General features: G+C 44.1%; 16 protein-coding genes. 3 read left to right on the top strand and 13 right to left on the bottom strand.

Annotated features, from left to right (window positions below):
- The first annotated feature begins 42 nt into the window (after positions 1–42).
- Positions 43–1,086 carry an endonuclease/exonuclease/phosphatase family protein gene (locus ACLI09_RS11345; protein WP_411419743.1) on the top strand — a complete coding sequence of 348 codons (1,044 nt, stop codon included), beginning with the start codon at positions 43–45 and terminating at the stop codon, positions 1,084–1,086.
- Between the two features lie 73 nt (positions 1,087–1,159).
- Here the strand turns inward: ACLI09_RS11345 and ACLI09_RS11340 are convergent, their stop codons facing one another.
- The 9 genes from ACLI09_RS11340 to ACLI09_RS11300 all read right to left on the bottom strand — a co-directional run bounded on the left by ACLI09_RS11340 (position 1,160) and on the right by ACLI09_RS11300 (position 9,503).
- Positions 1,160–1,777 (bottom strand): WbqC family protein, encoded by a 618-nt coding sequence (locus tag ACLI09_RS11340; RefSeq protein WP_411419742.1) that lies wholly within the window; start codon positions 1,775–1,777, stop codon positions 1,160–1,162.
- A gap of 58 nt (positions 1,778–1,835) precedes the next feature.
- Positions 1,836–2,177 carry a four helix bundle protein gene (locus ACLI09_RS11335; RefSeq protein WP_411419741.1) on the bottom strand — a complete coding sequence of 114 codons (342 nt, stop codon included), beginning with the start codon at positions 2,175–2,177 and terminating at the stop codon, positions 1,836–1,838.
- A gap of 73 nt (positions 2,178–2,250) precedes the next feature.
- Positions 2,251–3,930 carry a signal peptidase I gene (gene lepB / locus ACLI09_RS11330; protein WP_411419740.1) on the bottom strand — a complete coding sequence of 560 codons (1,680 nt, stop codon included), beginning with the start codon at positions 3,928–3,930 and terminating at the stop codon, positions 2,251–2,253.
- 46 nt (positions 3,931–3,976) lie between these two features.
- Entirely contained in the window at positions 3,977–4,675 is a 699-nt protein-coding gene (gene dapB, locus ACLI09_RS11325; RefSeq protein ID WP_411419739.1) for a 4-hydroxy-tetrahydrodipicolinate reductase, read from the bottom strand.
- Between the two features lie 4 nt (positions 4,676–4,679).
- Positions 4,680–5,273, bottom strand: coding sequence for a DUF5683 domain-containing protein (locus ACLI09_RS11320; protein ID WP_411419738.1), 594 nt, complete (start codon positions 5,271–5,273; stop codon positions 4,680–4,682).
- Positions 5,273–6,172: a ParB/RepB/Spo0J family partition protein gene (locus tag ACLI09_RS11315; protein ID WP_411419737.1), complete on the bottom strand. Its 900-nt coding sequence runs from the start codon at positions 6,170–6,172 to the stop codon at positions 5,273–5,275. Before ACLI09_RS11315 ends, ACLI09_RS11320 begins: the two co-directional genes overlap by 1 nt.
- Positions 6,169–6,945, bottom strand: coding sequence for a ParA family protein (locus ACLI09_RS11310; protein ID WP_411419736.1), 777 nt, complete (start codon positions 6,943–6,945; stop codon positions 6,169–6,171). The genes ACLI09_RS11315 and ACLI09_RS11310 overlap by 4 nt, the downstream gene beginning before the upstream one ends.
- A 133-nt stretch (positions 6,946–7,078) precedes the next feature.
- The gene (locus ACLI09_RS11305) at positions 7,079–8,359 is read right to left on the bottom strand and encodes a T9SS type A sorting domain-containing protein (RefSeq protein ID WP_411419735.1); all 1,281 of its coding nucleotides are present in this window, start codon (positions 8,357–8,359) and stop codon (positions 7,079–7,081) included.
- Positions 8,360–8,624: 265 nt separating this feature from the next.
- Positions 8,625–9,503, bottom strand: a complete 879-nt coding sequence (locus ACLI09_RS11300; RefSeq protein ID WP_411419734.1) for an SDR family oxidoreductase — start codon at positions 9,501–9,503, stop codon at positions 8,625–8,627.
- Between the two features lie 161 nt (positions 9,504–9,664).
- Here ACLI09_RS11300 and ACLI09_RS11295 point away from each other — a divergent pair, with 161 nt between their 5' ends.
- Together ACLI09_RS11295 and ACLI09_RS11290 are read left to right on the top strand one after the other, a co-directional pair.
- Positions 9,665–10,171, top strand: coding sequence for a hypothetical protein (locus ACLI09_RS11295; RefSeq protein WP_411419733.1), 507 nt, complete (start codon positions 9,665–9,667; stop codon positions 10,169–10,171).
- 2 nt (positions 10,172–10,173) lie between these two features.
- Positions 10,174–10,917, top strand: coding sequence for a hypothetical protein (locus tag ACLI09_RS11290; protein ID WP_411419732.1), 744 nt, complete (start codon positions 10,174–10,176; stop codon positions 10,915–10,917).
- 5 nt (positions 10,918–10,922) lie between these two features.
- Here ACLI09_RS11290 and ACLI09_RS11285 read toward each other — a convergent pair whose 3' ends face one another.
- From ACLI09_RS11285 to ACLI09_RS11270, 4 genes are all read right to left on the bottom strand, one after another.
- Positions 10,923–11,651, bottom strand: coding sequence for a DUF72 domain-containing protein (locus tag ACLI09_RS11285; RefSeq protein ID WP_411419731.1), 729 nt, complete (start codon positions 11,649–11,651; stop codon positions 10,923–10,925).
- Positions 11,648–12,379 (bottom strand): DNA-formamidopyrimidine glycosylase family protein, encoded by a 732-nt coding sequence (locus ACLI09_RS11280; protein ID WP_411419730.1) that lies wholly within the window; start codon positions 12,377–12,379, stop codon positions 11,648–11,650. Before ACLI09_RS11280 ends, ACLI09_RS11285 begins: the two co-directional genes overlap by 4 nt.
- A gap of 140 nt (positions 12,380–12,519) precedes the next feature.
- Positions 12,520–14,769, bottom strand: coding sequence for a glycoside hydrolase family 3 C-terminal domain-containing protein (locus ACLI09_RS11275; protein ID WP_411419729.1), 2,250 nt, complete (start codon positions 14,767–14,769; stop codon positions 12,520–12,522).
- A gap of 94 nt (positions 14,770–14,863) precedes the next feature.
- Positions 14,864–16,864, bottom strand: a complete 2,001-nt coding sequence (locus ACLI09_RS11270; RefSeq protein WP_411419728.1) for a glycoside hydrolase family 97 protein — start codon at positions 16,862–16,864, stop codon at positions 14,864–14,866.
- Positions 16,865–16,870 lie beyond the last annotated feature (6 nt).

The raw sequence follows: 16,870 nt of genomic DNA, 5'->3' as shown, positions 1-16,870 counted from the left end.
GTAGCTTTATACACGCCTAAATAAAGCATAGCCCACAGAAAAATGAAGAAGCTTTCATGGTTTAATAAACTCATGTATTTTTTTAACATCGTGCTTACCGTACTCACGGTAATATCGTATGTGCTTCCTTTTGTGGCGCCTAAGCTGTCGCCCATACTATCGGTATTCACTTTGGTAATGCCATTAATGCTGGTACTTAACGGTTTCTTTTTTTGTTACTGGCTCATACAGGTAAAAAAGCAAATGCTGCTTTCCGGCCTCATACTGCTTATAGGCATTACGTTTATCAACAAAATGTTTAAGTTTAGCAGTAAAGACGAACCCGCCGAAACGGGCGACTTTACCCTTATGAGCTATAACGTGCGCCTGTTTAACCTTTATGAATGGCTACCCGATACCGGAGTTCCTTCTAAAATAAAAGGTTTTATTAAGGCGCAGGACCCCGATATTGTGTGCCTGCAGGAATACAACAGGCAAGGTGCGGGAGAGGCTGCTTTCAAAAAGTATAAGCACCGTTATATTTTTTCGGTAAAAGGCCAAACGGAGCAGGCTATCTTTTCTAAATTTCCCATTATAAATACCGGAGATATACAGTTTCCGGGTTCTGCCAATAATGCGGTGTTTGCCGATATTAAAAAGGGGAAGGATACCCTGCGTGTGTATACCATGCACCTGCAATCAGTTAAAATAAGCCCCGACATCCATGAATCTATAGATGAAGAAAGGGGAAAAGTTATCTTTAAACGTATAAGCGCTGCCTTTGAAAAGCAGCAGCTACAGGCCGAGCTTGTAGCAAAGCACAAAAGGGAGTGCCCGTACCCCATGATTGTTTGCGGCGACCTTAATAACAGTGCCTTTAGCTATGTATACCGGAGTGTAAAAGGGCAGATGAAAGATTCGTTTGAAGAAGCAGGTAAGGGCTTTGGCAAGTCATATAACTTTAAGTACTACCCGGCGCGCATTGACTATATTTTTACCGACAAGTCAATAGAGGTGTGCGAATATACAACCTACAGCAATTTTGTAAATTCCGATCATTTTCCTTTAATGACAAGGCTACGCTTTGCGGAAAAAGAACAAGAGTAAATCAAATTACAAAAACCAAATACCTCACAGTGCGATTTCTAAAGTTTGTAATTTGAGATTTGTTTTTTCGAATTTAAACCAATTTTTGTCTTTTTAAATAGTCTAATGCATAACGGCCTTCGTTAAAAAGTAAATCCAGTATGCTCAGGTTATTTATATAACCATGCTTGTCGCCAAATACCTGCGTGTATTCCTCAAACAGGTTAAGGTCTTTTTTGCCGTTTGCTAAGGTGCGTAAGTCATCAAAGCCCACTGCGTCATGAAAATACTCCTCTGTTTTGGCGTATTCAAAAGGCATCCCCAGGCACTGCGTTACAATTTCAAGGGCCTCAAAGTTAAGATCCATCATGTAAATGTGCTTTTTCTCAAATAGCGGGCGTATATCATCCTCAAAATATTCGAAGAAGGGAGAAGCCCTATAAGCTGCTTCAAGCGACTTAAAATGCTGTTTTTGCCAGTCAAATGCCGTTTCTATTTTTACATCCTTAAACTTCTGGTGGCCGGCTTTAGGGTTGTGCTTTACCGGTATGTTAAGCAGCTGCATTCCGTTAGGACTGTAAATATACATCCGGTTCCGGTTTGTTTGTTTCTGGAAGTTATCCTCCACCTCAAATGTAATGGCATCGGCCTGTGCCATAGCAACAAAGTGGCTGATGGAAGGAAAGTACGTAGGGTGGAGGAGGAGGTTCATTGTGTAAGTATTGCGGTAATTCGGTAATTCGGTTATACGGTAATGCGGTGGTAATTGGTTATTTGTTTATTTGGCTTAGTTGGTATTTCTTTAAGCCATTCAGTTTATTAGTTATTCCTTCAAGATTATTCCTGGCCGCTAAATAATTAGGCTCTGATAGAAAGCCAAGTTCATGTGATATTATAAGTTGGTTAAGTATTTCAACTGCCGAACTAAAGGCCATATTAGTAAAATGCGCTTTATCCTTAAAAGAACTTCTGGCCGAACCTTCAGCAAGATTGGAACATATTGATACAGAGGCACGGCGTAATTGTGATACTAATCCAAATTTCTCAGAATCAGGAAAGCCTGAAGTAAGGATATAAATATTTTTGGTAAACATTTTTGAATCTATCCACACTTCAAGCTTTTCAAATGAGTATTACATAAAGTATTATCGTATTACAATATAACCAAATTACCGCATTACCAAATTAACTCTTCGCTTCTTTCGTCTTTTTTATAAAGAAATCATATACCAGCCATAAGCCCAACGCGATAAGAAAATATTTAAAGTATGATACCGGCTCTCCGCTTCCGCCCACAGTGGTAAACATCCTGTCCCAGCGTATTTTTTTGCCTATCTGTTTCCAGGGTACATCCTGGTCAAGGCTTAGCCATATAAACACGGGCTTGCCTACTACGTGGTCTTCGGGAACAAAGCCCCAAAACCTGCTGTCTTCAGAATTGTGGCGGTTGTCGCCCATCATCCAGTAATAATTTTGCTTAAAGGTATATGATGTGGCAGGTGTGCCGTTAATACGTATCTCGTCTCCGGTAACCTTTAGGTCATTATGCTCATATTCGCCAATTATCTTTTTATAAAACGGCAGGTTTTCAGTAGTAAGCTGCACTACGGCATCTTTTTTAGGTATCGTAAAAGGACCCATGTTATCCTGCGTCCAGTTAGGGCGGTTACCAGGAAACACATTACCCGGTTTGTTTATAACACGAATTACAGAGTCTACACCCGTAACAGCCTTAACTTTTTCAGCCTGCGCAAGCGTAATGTTTGTGGGTATATTATTGTCAAGGTTTTGCATAAGGTTTATCTGGTACTGCGCTACAAGTTGCGCGGGTATGCCCTGCGGCCCGGATATTATGGTAATAGAGCCGTCCGAATTTTGATAACCTCCTTTGGCATAAGGGCGCACCGCGTCAACCTGTTGCTGCGTGGTGCCCGGTGCTAAAACATACTTTACGTCGGCATCAATATCAAGTGCAGCAAGGTCGGTGCGTGAAACACCGCTTTTAGAATATATGGTATAATTGTACTGCACCTTAGCCCTGTCAGACAATTTTAGTTCTTTGCCATCTATAAATACAAAGCCGTCGCGCAGTTCAAACACATCTCCCGGCGTGCCCACACATCGCTTTACGTAGTTTGATTTTTTATCCACGGGCTTACGGATACCAAAGCTGTTTGTGTCGAAGAATTTGGTAACCGTATCGGCAGGCCAGTTAAATACAACAATGTCGTTTTTAGCGGGTTTTTCATAGCCGGGCAGCCTCATATAGGGCAGCTGAGGCCATTTTCTGTACGATGGTATATTGATAAGGGGAATGGTATCGTGTACCATGGGCGCCGCTATGGTGGTCATGGGTACACGGGCGCCATAGTTAACCTTGCTCACAAACAGAAAGTCTCCTATAAGCAATGTTTTTTCAAGCGATGCAGAAGGTATGGTAAACGGCTGTATTACATAAGTATGTACTATAGTGGCTACCACAATTGCAAACAATAGCGAACTAAGCGTGCTTTCGCTTATCTGGGTATCAGGATTATAATTTGCTTTGTCAGAATAATTTAGTGTGTAAATATAAAGGCCCAGGGTAACTATGCCCACTATATAATCGGTAGTGCTGGTTTTACCGAAGGCCTTAAGGGTTTGCACCCATACCACAGGAAACATTATTAGGTTTACAATAGGAATAAACAGCAGGATGGCCCACCATGGCGGCCTGTTGATAATCTTCATTAAAATAACAGCGTTATAAACCGGAACGGCTGCCTGCCACGGCTTGTAGCCTGCCTTTTCATACAATTTCCAGGTTCCGGCAAAGTGAATTACCTGTACTACCAGGAAGAATATAATCCATTGTATTGGTGTCATGTGCTTTGTATATTTTTTACTATATGTGTATTTTAATTAAATAATGTTACAGCCCCAGTACATCTTTCATGGTATAAATGCCTGTTTTGCCCGCAAGCCATTCGGCTGCTACAACAGCCCCTAAAGCAAAACCTTCGCGGTTGTGGGCAGTATGTTTTATCTCAATACTGTCGATGTCAGAATCGTATGTTACAATATGGGTGCCGGGAACGCCTTCTACACGTTTTGCATCAATAAATATATCACCTTCTTTAGGGTTGCCAATGGCCCATCCGGCGTAATCAGAATTATTGATAATGTCTTTAGCGAGTGTAACTGCCGTGCCGCTGGGTGCGTCGAGCTTCTGGGTATGGTGAATTTCCTCCATACTAACTTTATACTGCTTTAGTGTGCCCATCATCTTTGCAAGCTGTGTGTTAAGCTCAAAGAAAATATTTACTCCAAGGCTAAAATTTGAGGCGTATATAAAGGCACCATTTTTTTCGTCGGCAAGAGCCGCTATTTTATGATAGTCCTCCAGCCAGCCGGTAGTGCCAGATACTACAGGGATATCGTTATTAAGGCAGGCCGATATGTTGTCTGTAGCGGCAGCCGGTATACTAAAGTCAATAGCCGCGTCGGCATCAGTAAGGCCATCAAAAGTGCCGGCACTGGTTTTACGCAGCACTATCTCGTGACCCCTTTCCAGGGCAATGCGTTCTATAACTTTGCCCATTTTTCCGTAGCCTAAAAGTGCTATCCTCATATTTTTAAAACTGGTAGCTAAGGGTAACCCCCATGCTGTATTTATAATCTAACTCATTTTGCTGCAGTTCAGGCCTGAGCGAAAGGTTGTCGTCCACATTAAACTGGCTAAGGTGGGCATCTACATTTGCTTCAATAATATTAAGAATATATATGCCCGCGGTTATGAGTGCCGAAAGGTCGCGGTTGCGCTGGTGGAAACGTTGTGCGCTTTCAAGGCGTTCACGGTCAAAACCCTCAAGTTTGCCTGTAAGGGTTTTACCGGCTATTAAATCCTTATAGGCATCGCGGTATTCGTGATGTTTCTTGTTATTCCAGGTATAAGAATAAATACTTAACCCCAGCCCGCCCCATACAATTGGCGCTTTCCAGTAACTTTTATTATATATCTGCCCAAGCCCGGGTAATACGCCCGAATAAAATGCAGCCTTAGCCGGAGCCAGTGCGTTATATTTATAGGGCTTTATAACCGGTTGGGTGGTATCAACGGCTACAGGGGCTGTGGTGGCCGGTTTTGGGTCAGTAACAGGTGTTTCCTGTGCAAAGCATGAAATGGTAAACAGCAGTAGTGCCGCAAGTATGTATTTGTAGCTTTTCACTAACCCTGAATCAGTTTTATAATCCTGTTAAAGTCCTCTTCTGAATGAAAAGGTATGGTAATTTTCCCTTTTCCTTTAGCATCTGCCTTTACATCTACCTTTGCACCAAAGAAACCCGTTATTGCCTTACGGGCGTCTTCCTGTATCGTAAATGCTGTGCCGCTTTCCGTTTTTGCGGTTGCCGGCTTCTGGCCTTCGTGGTAGCTTTTAACTAACGCCTCTGTTTCGCGTACCGAAAGGTTACGGCTCACTATTTTTTGGTAAATATCGGCCTGGGCATCAAGGTCGTCTATATTAATAATAGCACGTCCGTGCCCCATGGTTATAAACCCGTCGCGAATGCCGGTTTGTATAATAGGGTCCAGCTTTAAAAGCCTCAGGTAGTTAGCAATGGTAGAGCGTTTTTTGCCCACGCGTTCGCTCATCTGTTCTTGTGTAAGCTGTATTTCATCAATAAGCCGCTGGTAAGAGAGTGCTATTTCTATAGGGTCAAGGTCATGTCGCTGTATGTTCTCTACAAGGGCCATTACCAGGCTCTCGTTATCATTTGCAATGCGTATGTAAGCGGGTATCTGCGTAAGCCCGGCAAGTTTGCTGGCACGCAGCCTGCGCTCGCCCGATATAAGCTGGTACTTGTTGTAATCGGTTTTTCTTACAGTTATGGGCTGTATTACGCCAAGTTCGCGTATACTGGTGCTCAGTTCCTGCAGCGACTCTTCGTTAAAGCTGGTGCGGGGCTGAAAGGGGTTTATTTCTATCGCGTCAATTTCAAGCTCTATGATGTTTCCCACAACTTTTTCAGCACCCTTATCCTCTACCGATTTGATGTCGTTTTCCGGATCCTTAAGTAATGCCGATAGGCCTCTTCCCAGGGCTTGTTTTTTTATTGCCTTTGTCATAGACTTACTTTACTGTTTTTCTTTAATATCTCTTCTGCCAGGTGCAGGTAGTTAGTAGCCCCTTTGCTGGTAGCATCATAATTTATAATGCTTTCGCCAAAGCTTGGTGCTTCACTAAGTTTTATATTCCGCTGAATGATAGTATTAAATACCATGTCGTGGAAATGCTTTTGCACTTCTTCGACCACCTGGTTGCTCAGCCTCAGCCTGGAGTCATACATTGTAAGCAGCAGGCCCTCTATATCTAACGCCGGATTGTGTATTTTTTGTACGCTCTTTATGGTGTTTAACAGTTTGCCCAACCCTTCCAGCGCAAAATATTCGCACTGTATGGGTATCACAACGCTGTCGGCAGCGGTAAGGGCGTTAAGCGTAAGCAGCCCTAATGACGGCGCGCAGTCTATAAGGATGTAGTCATATTCATCTTTAACGCTTTGTAATGCCTGCTTAAGCATATACTCACGGTTTTCTTTATCCACCAGCTCTATTTCAATGGCTACAAGGTCAATATGTGCAGGTATTACCCATACGTTTGGCGCAGAGCAGGTTACAATAACCTCATGTGGGGTGCTGCTGTGTTCCAAAACCTGGTAGGTGCCTGCTTCAACGGCTTCTACATCAATGCCCAGCCCGGAGCTGGCATTTGCCTGAGGGTCAGCATCTATGAGCAGCACTTTTTTTTCCAGCACGCCCAGGGCAGCTGCCAGGTTTACTGTAGTAGTCGTTTTACCCACACCGCCTTTTTGGTTGGCAATAGCAATGATTTTACCCATTTTTTTGATTGAAATTTTGAACCGTAAAAATACAATTAATTATGGTTCCTGAAAACGTAAATTGTTAACAGTTTAAAATAAAAAAGCCGTGTTGTAACACACGGCTTTAAAACTAAAAAACTATTGATTTTAACTACCGAACAATCAGTTTTTGGGAGGTTGTGGCAGCGCCTACTGTACAGCGAACTATGTACACGCCTGCGCTAAGGGCGCTTATGTTGATGCTCTGACTGTTGCCGTTTACATCGCTTTCAAGCACTTTGTTTCCTGTTATGCTGTAAAAGCTAACAGTGCCCTCGCTACCATTAACAACAATGTTTACAGTGCCGTTTGCCGGGTTAGGGTATAGGTTAAAGCTGTTTTTGATGATGCTACCGGTACCGGCTTCTGCGTCCCAAACCACGTTATCAGTAACCGCTGCCTGGTGTACGCTGCCGCCTGTGTACTGAAAAGCAATGTGCGCATTGCCTGTTAGTTCAGGATATTCTACCATGTAGGTAGCAACATCGCCGGTAAGTGTTATTGCATCGCCTACGGTTACAAATGTTGTAGCATCTGTTGGGTTAGTCAGGTAACCTGTTTGCAGGGTTACTACACCCCCGGTTGATTTTCGTGCATCAAAAGAAAGATAATGGTTACCATCAAACGTAGAAACCTCAGGAGACACAAGGTAAGCCGCAACGCCGGCACTTGTTGAAGCATAAAAAGTAATGCTACCGCCCGAGGTGCCTGTGTATATCATAGGGCCGTTTGCAATGCTGCTCCAGCAGTTGAATGGAAGTGTTACAGATTGTGTAAAATCTGTAAAATCCTCATTGATTGTTTCTACTGCGTTACATGCCGGTGCCGGTATGGCTTCCCATGTTACATCATCTATAGCTACCGCGTTATGCTGGTTAGCTGTAGAAAACCTCCAGGCAATGTGGCTTCCTGCAGGTGCCGAGGGTATAACAATCTCGTCAAACGTTACAGCGCCCTCCGCACTTAAAGCGATGGCTTCGCCAAAGGCTACAAATGTATTGGAGTCGACAATATTAGAGATAGTTCCTACCTGTATGGTTACTGTACCCGCCGGAACGGTGCCTCCCTGTGCTAATTTCCAGGTAGTGAAAGAAAGCTGGTGCGCGCTGTCAAAAGTTGAAACTTCAGGCCCTACCAGGTAAGAAAAGGCTTCGTTTCCGCCTGCGCCATAATATACGGCATATTTGTTTGCAGGCTCGGTCGTTTCATCGGCATAAACCACGCCATGTGGATAGCCGCCTGCGATTGCGCTCCAGCAGTTTTGGGGTAGGGCCGTTGTACCTACTGTAAAATCGCTAAAGTTTTCACTTAACGTTGCAACAGCTTCGCACGTTTGTGCCTGCGCTGTAAGGGCAGCAAGGATGAAGCCAGCAGAAAGTATAATTTTCTTCATAATGCTTATTTAGATTTATTAAAAATAGTTTGTGCTGCAAATATAATTTTTATTTGTAATAAGTCTAAATAAAAAATTAATATTTTTTTGTAAGAATTTGACCCAGCACCAGTGGTCAGTAGGCAATAGCTTCACTCATGTGGTTTGCAATTAAAAACAAGTCCATAAAGGTGATAACCTTATGGACTTGTTTTTATAGTTATTATATTAGGTTAAGTAAGCGTGCAGAGTGAAGCTATTGCCTGCTGCTACTGCAAACTGAATACTATTTTTTCTTCGCCTTAATCATTGCTTCCAGCTCGTCCCACAGTTCTTCCGGTATGGCTTCTAACAAATTAAACTGCCCAGCGCCTTTCAGCCATTCGCCTCCATCTATGGTAATTACCTCACCATTTACATAGGCTGAAAAATCAGATACCAGATAGGCAGCAAGGTTAGCCAGCTCCTGGTGGTCGCCCACACGCTTCAGCGGTACTTTTTTAGCAAGGTCAAACTGCTCCCTTAAGTCGCCCGGCAGCAGCCTGTCCCACGCGCCTTTAGTAGGGAAGGGCCCCGGAGCTATAGCATTACTGCGGATGCCGTATTTTGCCCATTCTACCGCCAGGCTGCGTGTCATGGCGAGTACGCCGGCCTTAGCCGTGGCACTGGGTACAACATAAGCACTTCCGGTCCAGGCATAGGTGGTAACAATATTAAGTATGGTGCTGCTTTCCTGTTTTGTATCTATCCAGTGTTTGCCAAAGGCCAGTGTGCAGTTCTTGCTGCCTTTTAGCACTATATCAATAATAGTGTCAAATGCGTGTGCGCTTAGCCGTTCGGTAGGCGAAATAAAATTACCCGCCGCGTTGTTAAGCAATACATCTGCTTTGCCCCAGGTATCGAGCACAACCTTTAGCATGTTCTCTACCTCGTCATAATTACGAACATCGCATTGCACAGCCAGGCATGCACCGCCGGTTTCGGCTTCAAGTTCCTGTGCGGTAGCCTGTAACTTATCAAGGTCGCGGCTGGTAATGGCTACTTTAGCGCCAAGTTCCATAAAATATCTGGTCATAGACTTACCCAGCCCGCTGCCGCCACCGGTAACTACTATTACTTTTCCCGCAAGGGCGTCATCACGCAGCATCTTATTTGTATAGTTCATTGTTTAGTATCCTTGATATTGTAAATATAGTAATATTATGCATGCCTAATGTTTCCTAATTTTAAAATTAACGTGTTTTACTATTGCAATGTGTATTTTTTTATACCACACGCAACCTTTTAACATTATTGTAATCTATAGAATGTCAAACCACTATAATTATGAAATATATCAAACACTTTATTATTGCCCTTTCGGCACTTTTGCTCCAGGGTTGCTGGGGTTGGGGCTATAGCAATGACGACGATTTTTCGGGACCGCAACAGCAGCAAAATTTTAAGGCCGTAACCATGAAGCGCTCCCAGCTTGAAAGTTCTATTGCGCTTAAACCCGCTAAAGCGGTTACGGATGCCGGTAAAATTTATATTAAGAATAATACCATGTATGTAACCGAAGTAAACAAAGGCTTTCATGTTTTTAACTATACAAACCCTGAAAACCCTGTGGCAGTGGCATATATTGAAGTGCCCGGCGCTACTGACCTTGCCATACGTGATAACAGCCTGTATATTAACCAGGCGGTAGATCTTGTTACCCTAAATTACACAGGCAATGCCGTAACGGTTACCGGCCGTGTGCGTGCTGTTTTTCCACAAAAGCAGGCTCCGGACGACAGCTATGAGAGCCTGGGCGAAGACGAAATAATTATTAACTGGATACCAAAATAGCCATGAAAAAGATATACTTATTTATTGTAATGGCTGTTTTTGTAATAGCCTGTAACAGCGACAGCCAGGAAGGTATAAACAACGCCGGCAGCGATGGCCAGGGCGGATCCACAGCAATTTTTGCCCTAAAGGGCGATTACCTTTACAGCGTAGACCACAATAACCTGAATGTATTTTCACTACTGAGTACTACAGGGCCGGTACAGGTAAATACGGTACAGGTAGGCTTTGATATAGAAACACTTTTTGCCGATGGCGATAAGCTGTATATCGGTTCGCAAAACGGCATGTTTATTTATTCGATTACAAACCCTGAAGATCCGGAAATGCTGGCTTCGGTATCGCATTTTACGGCCTGCGACCCCGTAGTGGCAAACGGTACACACGCGTACGTAACCCTGCATACTAATACCTGGTGCGGCAACAATACCAATGCCCTTATGGTATATGACATTGCCAATATAAACGAACCGGTTTTAGTGCATTCACGCACACTTATAGCGCCTAAAGGTTTAGGGTTGTATGCAAATTACCTGGTGGTGTGTGACGATATTATCAAAATATTTGACATAACCAGCCCAGAGGAGCCGGTTTTGGCAACAACCATAAACAGGCCATGTAACGATGTTATTATAAGGGGTAACGAACTCTTTGCGGTAGGCGATTTTGGTATATATAATTATACGCTTAATGCTGAAAATATAAGTGCTTTTACCCAAAACAGAGAGGTTTCATTTGCGGAATAAGATGACTAAAGTACAGCTTCTTTAAACTGTTTTGCATTGATTAACCCCGCAGTGCTTGCTGTGTTATTAAAAAAGATGAATGCTTTACTAAAGCCTGATTGGCCTGCTAGTTTATAGGCAAGGGCACTTATATATTCCGGGCTGTATTCTGAATAAAACAATTTTTCGCTACCGTGCAGCCTGACGTAGCCTGTTGCTGAAGTAGCGATTATATCTTCAGGAAGCTTAGGATAGCTCACGCTGCAAAAAGTAATATTATTTGCAGAGAGTGCGCTATATACCTCTTCGCGCCACCAGCTAGTATTGCGGAACTCTACCACGTTGGTAAATTCAGGGTTTAAAGCAGTAACTATCATATCAAGCCGTTCTTCGGTATACGAAAAGCTGGGCGGCAGCTGAAAGAGTACAGGGCCGAGTTTCTCTGCAAGCCCTTCGCGGCATACGCTGTAAAATTGGGCTATTTCTTCTTCGCAGCCGGTAAACCGTTTCAGGTGGGTGCTAATTTTTGGGGCTTTAACTGCATAAACAAAATTTTTCGGCGCACGGTTATACCAGTTTTGCATTACCCGTAACGTGGGAAATTTGTAAAACGTAGCGTTTATCTCAAACGTATTGAAGTGCTTGCAGTAATAGCCGAACCACTCCTTACCCGGCATGCCTTCAGGATAAAAAATACCCACCCAGGCCTTGTTATAAAACCCTGAAGTGCCAGTATGTATTACCGGCGCGCTCATGAGTAAAGTTTTTGGCAATTAGTACAGAAAAAGCTACGGCGCTTTTTAGTGCCGGTATATTCTTTATGCAGAGGAAGGTCGCACCGCTGACAGGTTTTTTTGCTGTGGGCAAGCCAGTGCTTTTTCAGCACACCTTCTTTTTTCCATTGTAAAAAATCAAAACTGTAGTTGCGTGCTTCGGCTATCATTTCGTCAATCTTTTCGCCGGGCAGCTCCCCAACTTTCGACTCGGGGTGCACATAAATACGGTACAGCACTTCGTTCTTAATGATATTTCCCACACCTGAAAATATATCCTGTTCTAAAAGTGCGTCACACACCATTTTATGCGGTATGGCTTTAAGTTTTTCTTTTGCAGCCTTTGCATCCCAATCATCATTCATTACATCGGCAGCCCAGTCGTAAACCGCGTTGAGGTCGCCGTCAATTTCTTTAATTGCAGCAGTATAAAAATTCAGTTCGCCATCAGAAAAGTGCAGGCCAAGGCGTAGTTTGGCTTCCTTGGTTTCGTTAATGCGATAGGTGCCAAACAGCAAAAAATGTACACGTAGTGTAAAGCCGTCAAAGCACAGCAGCAAATGTTTGCCCCAGGTTTTTATGTCGAGCAGCTTTTCGCCATGTATGCGGTCTATGTTAATCTTCGCATTGCCAGCTGCGGTAAGTACTTTTTTCCCGATAAACAGGGAGGCTTCTTCTTTAACAATAATAAGGCTGGGTCCTTCAGGCATTATGTAATTTTTACTTAAAGTTACCGAGTTAACGCTTTAATTGCATCGCTTTTATCTAAGGTTTAACACCTGCCCCAAATGAAAAACCGGGGCGATTGCCCCGGTTTACTGTTAATAATTTTGATAAAGAAATTAATGCTTTATTTTATATTTACGCTTACTTCTCCTTTAATATCCCTTGAAGAGCTACCCAGTTTAAAGGTGTAGGTACCCGATTCTACCGTCCATTTTTTTGTGGCAACGTCATAATACGCTAACTCTTTAACCGGTACTTTTATGGTAACGCTTTCTGTACTTCCGGCTTTTACCAATGCTTTCGTAAAGCCTTTAAGTTCTTTATTGGCACGGGTTACCTTGCTGCCTCCGGTTTTAGACGCATACAGCTGTACTACTTCTTTACCATCGGTTTTGCCTGTGTTTTTAACATCTACAGTAACGGTAATGGTATCATCTGTAGCGTATTCTTTTTTATCGGCTTTTGCATTGGCAAACTCAAATGTAGTGTAAGAAAGGCCATAGCCAAAAGGGTACAACGGCGTAACATTTTTAGTATCGAACCAACGGTAGCCTACAAGGATACCCTCCTTATACTCTTCGGTAGCGCCACCCGGGAAGCTTTTTGTAGCATGTGCAGGCGAATCTTCCAGTTTTACAGGCATGGTCCAGGGCAGCTTGCCCGATGGGTTTACTTTTCCAAGCAGTACATCTGCCAGGGCATTGCCCCCTTCAGAACCGTTATACCAGCTCCATACTATAGTTGAGTTTTCTTTTTCGGTCTTGTTAAGGTCATAAGGCGCCCCGGCAATAAACACTACTATGGTTTTTGGGTTTGCGGCCTTTACGGCATCAATTAAACCCTGCTGGCCAAAAGGCAATGACAGGTCCATACGGTCAGACGCCTCGGTTTCATAATCGCGGTTAGCGCCCACAAACAGTACTGCCACATCAGATTTTTTAGCTGCAGCTACGGCCTCAGCAATCATTTTAGGGTCAAGTGTGTTTATAGGCACATTTACTTCCTGTACAACATCACCAAATTTGCCTTCACTCCTGGGCTTAAATTCTGTTTTATAGCCCGCGGCATAATTAATAGCAACCGATGAAGGCAGCTTGGCCTTAAGCGCGTCAAGCGGAGTAATTTCGTGTTTGGTCTTTACACCGGCACCAAATCCGCCCTGGGCGTGTGTTTTTGTTGCATTGGCACCAATAACGGCAATGCTTTTAAGTCCGTCTGTTTTTAGCGGAAGTAAGTTTTCGCTGTTTTTAAGTAACACAACCGATTCTGACGCAATATTATATGCGTCTTTAAAATGCGCATCGGTACTAATGCTGCCTTTGGCACGGCCAGCGGTATCGCCCATAGCTTTAACAGCAAATAATAATTTAAGTGTGCGTTTTACGTGCTTGTCTATTTCAGCTTCAGTAACTGTACCGGCTTTTACGGCTTCAAGAAGCGGCTTGGCGAAGTAAAAATCGTCAAAGGTAGGCTTGTTTGTACCCATCTCAAGGTCTGTACCGGCCTCAAGTGCTTTCTTTGTGCTGTGCACGGCGGCCCAGTCTGATATTACTATGCCTTTAAAACCCCACTCATCCCTAAGCACGTCTTGCAGCATGTAGCTGTTTTCGCAAAGGAAATCACCACGGAATTTGTTGTACGCCCCCATAACGCTGTAGGCCTTTGCTTTTGTAATGGCAGCTTCAAAAGCGGGTAAATAAATTTCGCGTAGTGTGCGTTCGTCCATCTGCACATCTACAGTACCACGGTTAGTTTCCTGGTTGTTAGCGGCAAAGTGCTTAATGCACGCCGCCACATCCTGTTCTTGCAGGCTAACCACATAGGGTACTATAAGGCTCTTGTTAAGAAAAGGGTCCTCAGTAAGGTATTCAAAGGTACGGCCTCCCACGGGGGTACGTACTATATTAAAAGCAGGGGCTAATAAAATATCCTTGCCACGTGCACGCGACTCTTCGCCTATTGATTTTCCAAAAGTGGCAGCCATTTCCGGGTTCCAGGTTGCAGACAGGCCACCTCCCGCAGGGTAAAAGGTAGCAAAGTCATCGGTACGTCCGGCTGGCTTCCAGCTCATACGCTCTATCTCTTCCCGAACACCCAGAGGGCCGTCGGCCATGTGCACTTCAGGGATGCCCAGATGCTCCACCCCCTGGTTAGTAAACATGCTGTAGCCGTGTAGCATGCCCACTTTTTCTTCGAGGGTCATCTTGCTTACAATCTCATCAATTTTGGCATCATACTCATCGCTCATGCCTTTTGCTTCATAGGTAGCGGCTACTTCGCCGGAAGAAGCGGTTTCATCTGTTGTTTTCTCTTCTTTGCATGAGGCCATGAGGAGGACAGCCGCAGCCGAAAAGCATAAAATTTTTTTGTTCATACGTGTGGGTTTGTAAAAAATTATTGGGTTACTATATTTCTTAATATAATTTCAGCCTAGACCTTGTGCCTGTAATAAAAGCGTTTGTACGTTGCTATAGTTTTTTAAAGCGTACTGCTGCACCTCCTGAACCGCCCAGGTTAAGCGTGAGCGCGTCTTTAGCTGTAACGGTTTTTCTGCTAACGGCAACTTCACCAGGGTTGTGGGTTTCATCTGTCCCCGGCGCGTCGGCATATATCTGTGCTTCATACTTCGCACCTTTTTCAAGGAAGCTTAACTGTACCTCCAGCTTACGTGCTTTTTCGTTGGTAAGGCTGCCCAGGTACCAGTCGGCGCTGTTGCGGTCTTTACGGGCTGTGGTTATATATTCGCCTATTTCACCGTTTAGCACTTTAGTATCTTCCCAGTCGGTAGGTACATCTTTAAGAAACTGAAATTCCGGCTGCCCGGTATAGTTCTCCGGAAGGTCGGCCAGCATCTGTATTGGTGAATACAGCGTTACATATAGCGCAAGCTGTTTGGCAGCAGTGGTATGCACACGCTTGCCGGGATAGCCCTGTTTTATTTCCACGTCAATAACGCCGGGTGTAAAGTCCATAGGCCCGGCCAGCATGCGGGTAAAGGGCAATATAGTTTCGTGGCTTGGCGGGTTGCCTTCGCTCCAGGCGTTATACTCCATGCCGCGCGCGCCTTCGCGTGCCATCATGTTAGGATAGGTGCGGCGCTCGCCGGTATCTTTTATAGGTTCGTGAAAGTTTACCGCGAGGCCATACTGCGCGGCTTTTTCGAGAACGTAGCGGTAATAACGTACCCCAAACTGCCCGTGGTGCCACTCCTTCATGTTGAGTTTGCTGCCTACCTGGCCTATTTTTACATTGTGTATGCCCAGGCGCTTGTAAAGCGCAAAGCCCTCGTCTATCTCTTTAAGGTAGTTAACAAGGTTAGAACCGGTTTCATGATACCCTATAATACTTACACCTTTTTTATTTCCGTACTCCACTACTTTTTCCAGGTCAAAATTATCAGCGTTTTTAGTAAAGCTAAACATGTGCATCTTGTTTTCATACCATGCGGGTGTCCACCCTTTGTTCCATCCTTCTATAAGCATGTAATGAAACCCTTCTTTAGATGTAAAGTCTATATATTCTTTAGCATGCTGAGTGGTTGCCCCTTGTATTTCGCCTTCCCAAAAGCTGTATTTGCCAATGTGCATGGCCCACCATATACCGGTGTACTTAAAAGGGTGTATATATGAAAGGTCTTTCAGCTTATTAGGTTCATTGAGGTTTAATATAAGGTACGATTCTATGAGGTCGCCCGGTTTTTCACCTATTTGTATGGTTCGCCACGATGAGGTAAAACTGCCTTTGTAGCGTGCCTTAATGCCGTCTGACCAGGGAACCAAATCAGATTTAAGGTTGGCTCCCGAAGTATGCTCGAGCACCATGCTGGGCCAGTCTGCAAGGTTAGCCTCGTGAAAGCTTATAACATTTTTTTTGTTTTCAACGGTCATGGGCGTATGCACCTTGCCCAGGGTGCTAACCGGCGCTGCTGTATACAGGTATTCGTATCGGTTTTCCTGGTAGGCAGGTATCGACCATGCTTTGCCGTCTTCCTTAAGGTTAAAGGTGGTAACTTCGTCCATAATAAAGATACTGTCTTTTACACCCTGTTCCGGGAATACATAGCGAAACGCCACGCCATCATCAAAAGCGCGAAACTCAATATTCAGTTTGTGTTTGTTTGCATCCTTGCTTTGCAGCTGCACCACCATCTCATTATAGTGGTTGCGGATGTTTTTCTTTTCGCCCCAAACCTGTGTCCATGTGTCATCATGTTGCGAAGTTTTGATAGCAGCCACCTCAAAGTTTTTGCTTAGGTCGTCACCTTTCAGCAAAAAGCCCATGGGCGAGGTAGTAATGATATCCTCCTTACCGTGCCGCACCGCATAGGTGGGAACGCCGTTCGTAAGGGTAAATGTTATGTTGTTTTTTTTGCCTGGGGAAGCAATCTGCTGGGTTTTATCCTGGGCCATGCCCGAAAGTGATGCAACCGATGCTACGATAAGCAGTATGTAATTCTTCTTTTTAGTCATAATCGT

The organism is Flavobacterium sp. RHBU_24 (genome assembly GCF_046613695.1).
GTDB lineage: Bacteria > Bacteroidota > Bacteroidia > Flavobacteriales > Flavobacteriaceae > Flavobacterium.
The sequence above is the reverse complement of the archived record's forward strand: the minus strand, read 5'-3'. Positions and strand labels throughout refer to the sequence as shown.

Coding starts and splice junctions, on each gene's coding strand:
- ACLI09_RS11345 (WP_411419743.1), top strand. CDS start 43: ATGAAGAAGCTTTCATGGTTTAATAAACTCATGTATTTTTTTAACATC.
- ACLI09_RS11340 (WP_411419742.1), bottom strand. CDS start 1,777: ATGAACCTCCTCCTCCACCCTACGTACTTTCCTTCCATCAGCCACTTT.
- lepB (WP_411419740.1), bottom strand. CDS start 3,930: ATGACACCAATACAATGGATTATATTCTTCCTGGTAGTACAGGTAATT.
- dapB (WP_411419739.1), bottom strand. CDS start 4,675: ATGAGGATAGCACTTTTAGGCTACGGAAAAATGGGCAAAGTTATAGAA.
- ACLI09_RS11315 (WP_411419737.1), bottom strand. CDS start 6,172: ATGACAAAGGCAATAAAAAAACAAGCCCTGGGAAGAGGCCTATCGGCA.
- ACLI09_RS11310 (WP_411419736.1), bottom strand. CDS start 6,945: ATGGGTAAAATCATTGCTATTGCCAACCAAAAAGGCGGTGTGGGTAAA.
- ACLI09_RS11305 (WP_411419735.1), bottom strand. CDS start 8,359: ATGAAGAAAATTATACTTTCTGCTGGCTTCATCCTTGCTGCCCTTACA.
- ACLI09_RS11300 (WP_411419734.1), bottom strand. CDS start 9,503: ATGAACTATACAAATAAGATGCTGCGTGATGACGCCCTTGCGGGAAAA.
- ACLI09_RS11295 (WP_411419733.1), top strand. CDS start 9,665: ATGAAATATATCAAACACTTTATTATTGCCCTTTCGGCACTTTTGCTC.
- ACLI09_RS11290 (WP_411419732.1), top strand. CDS start 10,174: ATGAAAAAGATATACTTATTTATTGTAATGGCTGTTTTTGTAATAGCC.
- ACLI09_RS11285 (WP_411419731.1), bottom strand. CDS start 11,651: ATGAGCGCGCCGGTAATACATACTGGCACTTCAGGGTTTTATAACAAG.
- ACLI09_RS11280 (WP_411419730.1), bottom strand. CDS start 12,379: ATGCCTGAAGGACCCAGCCTTATTATTGTTAAAGAAGAAGCCTCCCTG.
- ACLI09_RS11275 (WP_411419729.1), bottom strand. CDS start 14,769: ATGAACAAAAAAATTTTATGCTTTTCGGCTGCGGCTGTCCTCCTCATG.
- ACLI09_RS11270 (WP_411419728.1), bottom strand. CDS start 16,864: ATGACTAAAAAGAAGAATTACATACTGCTTATCGTAGCATCGGTTGCA.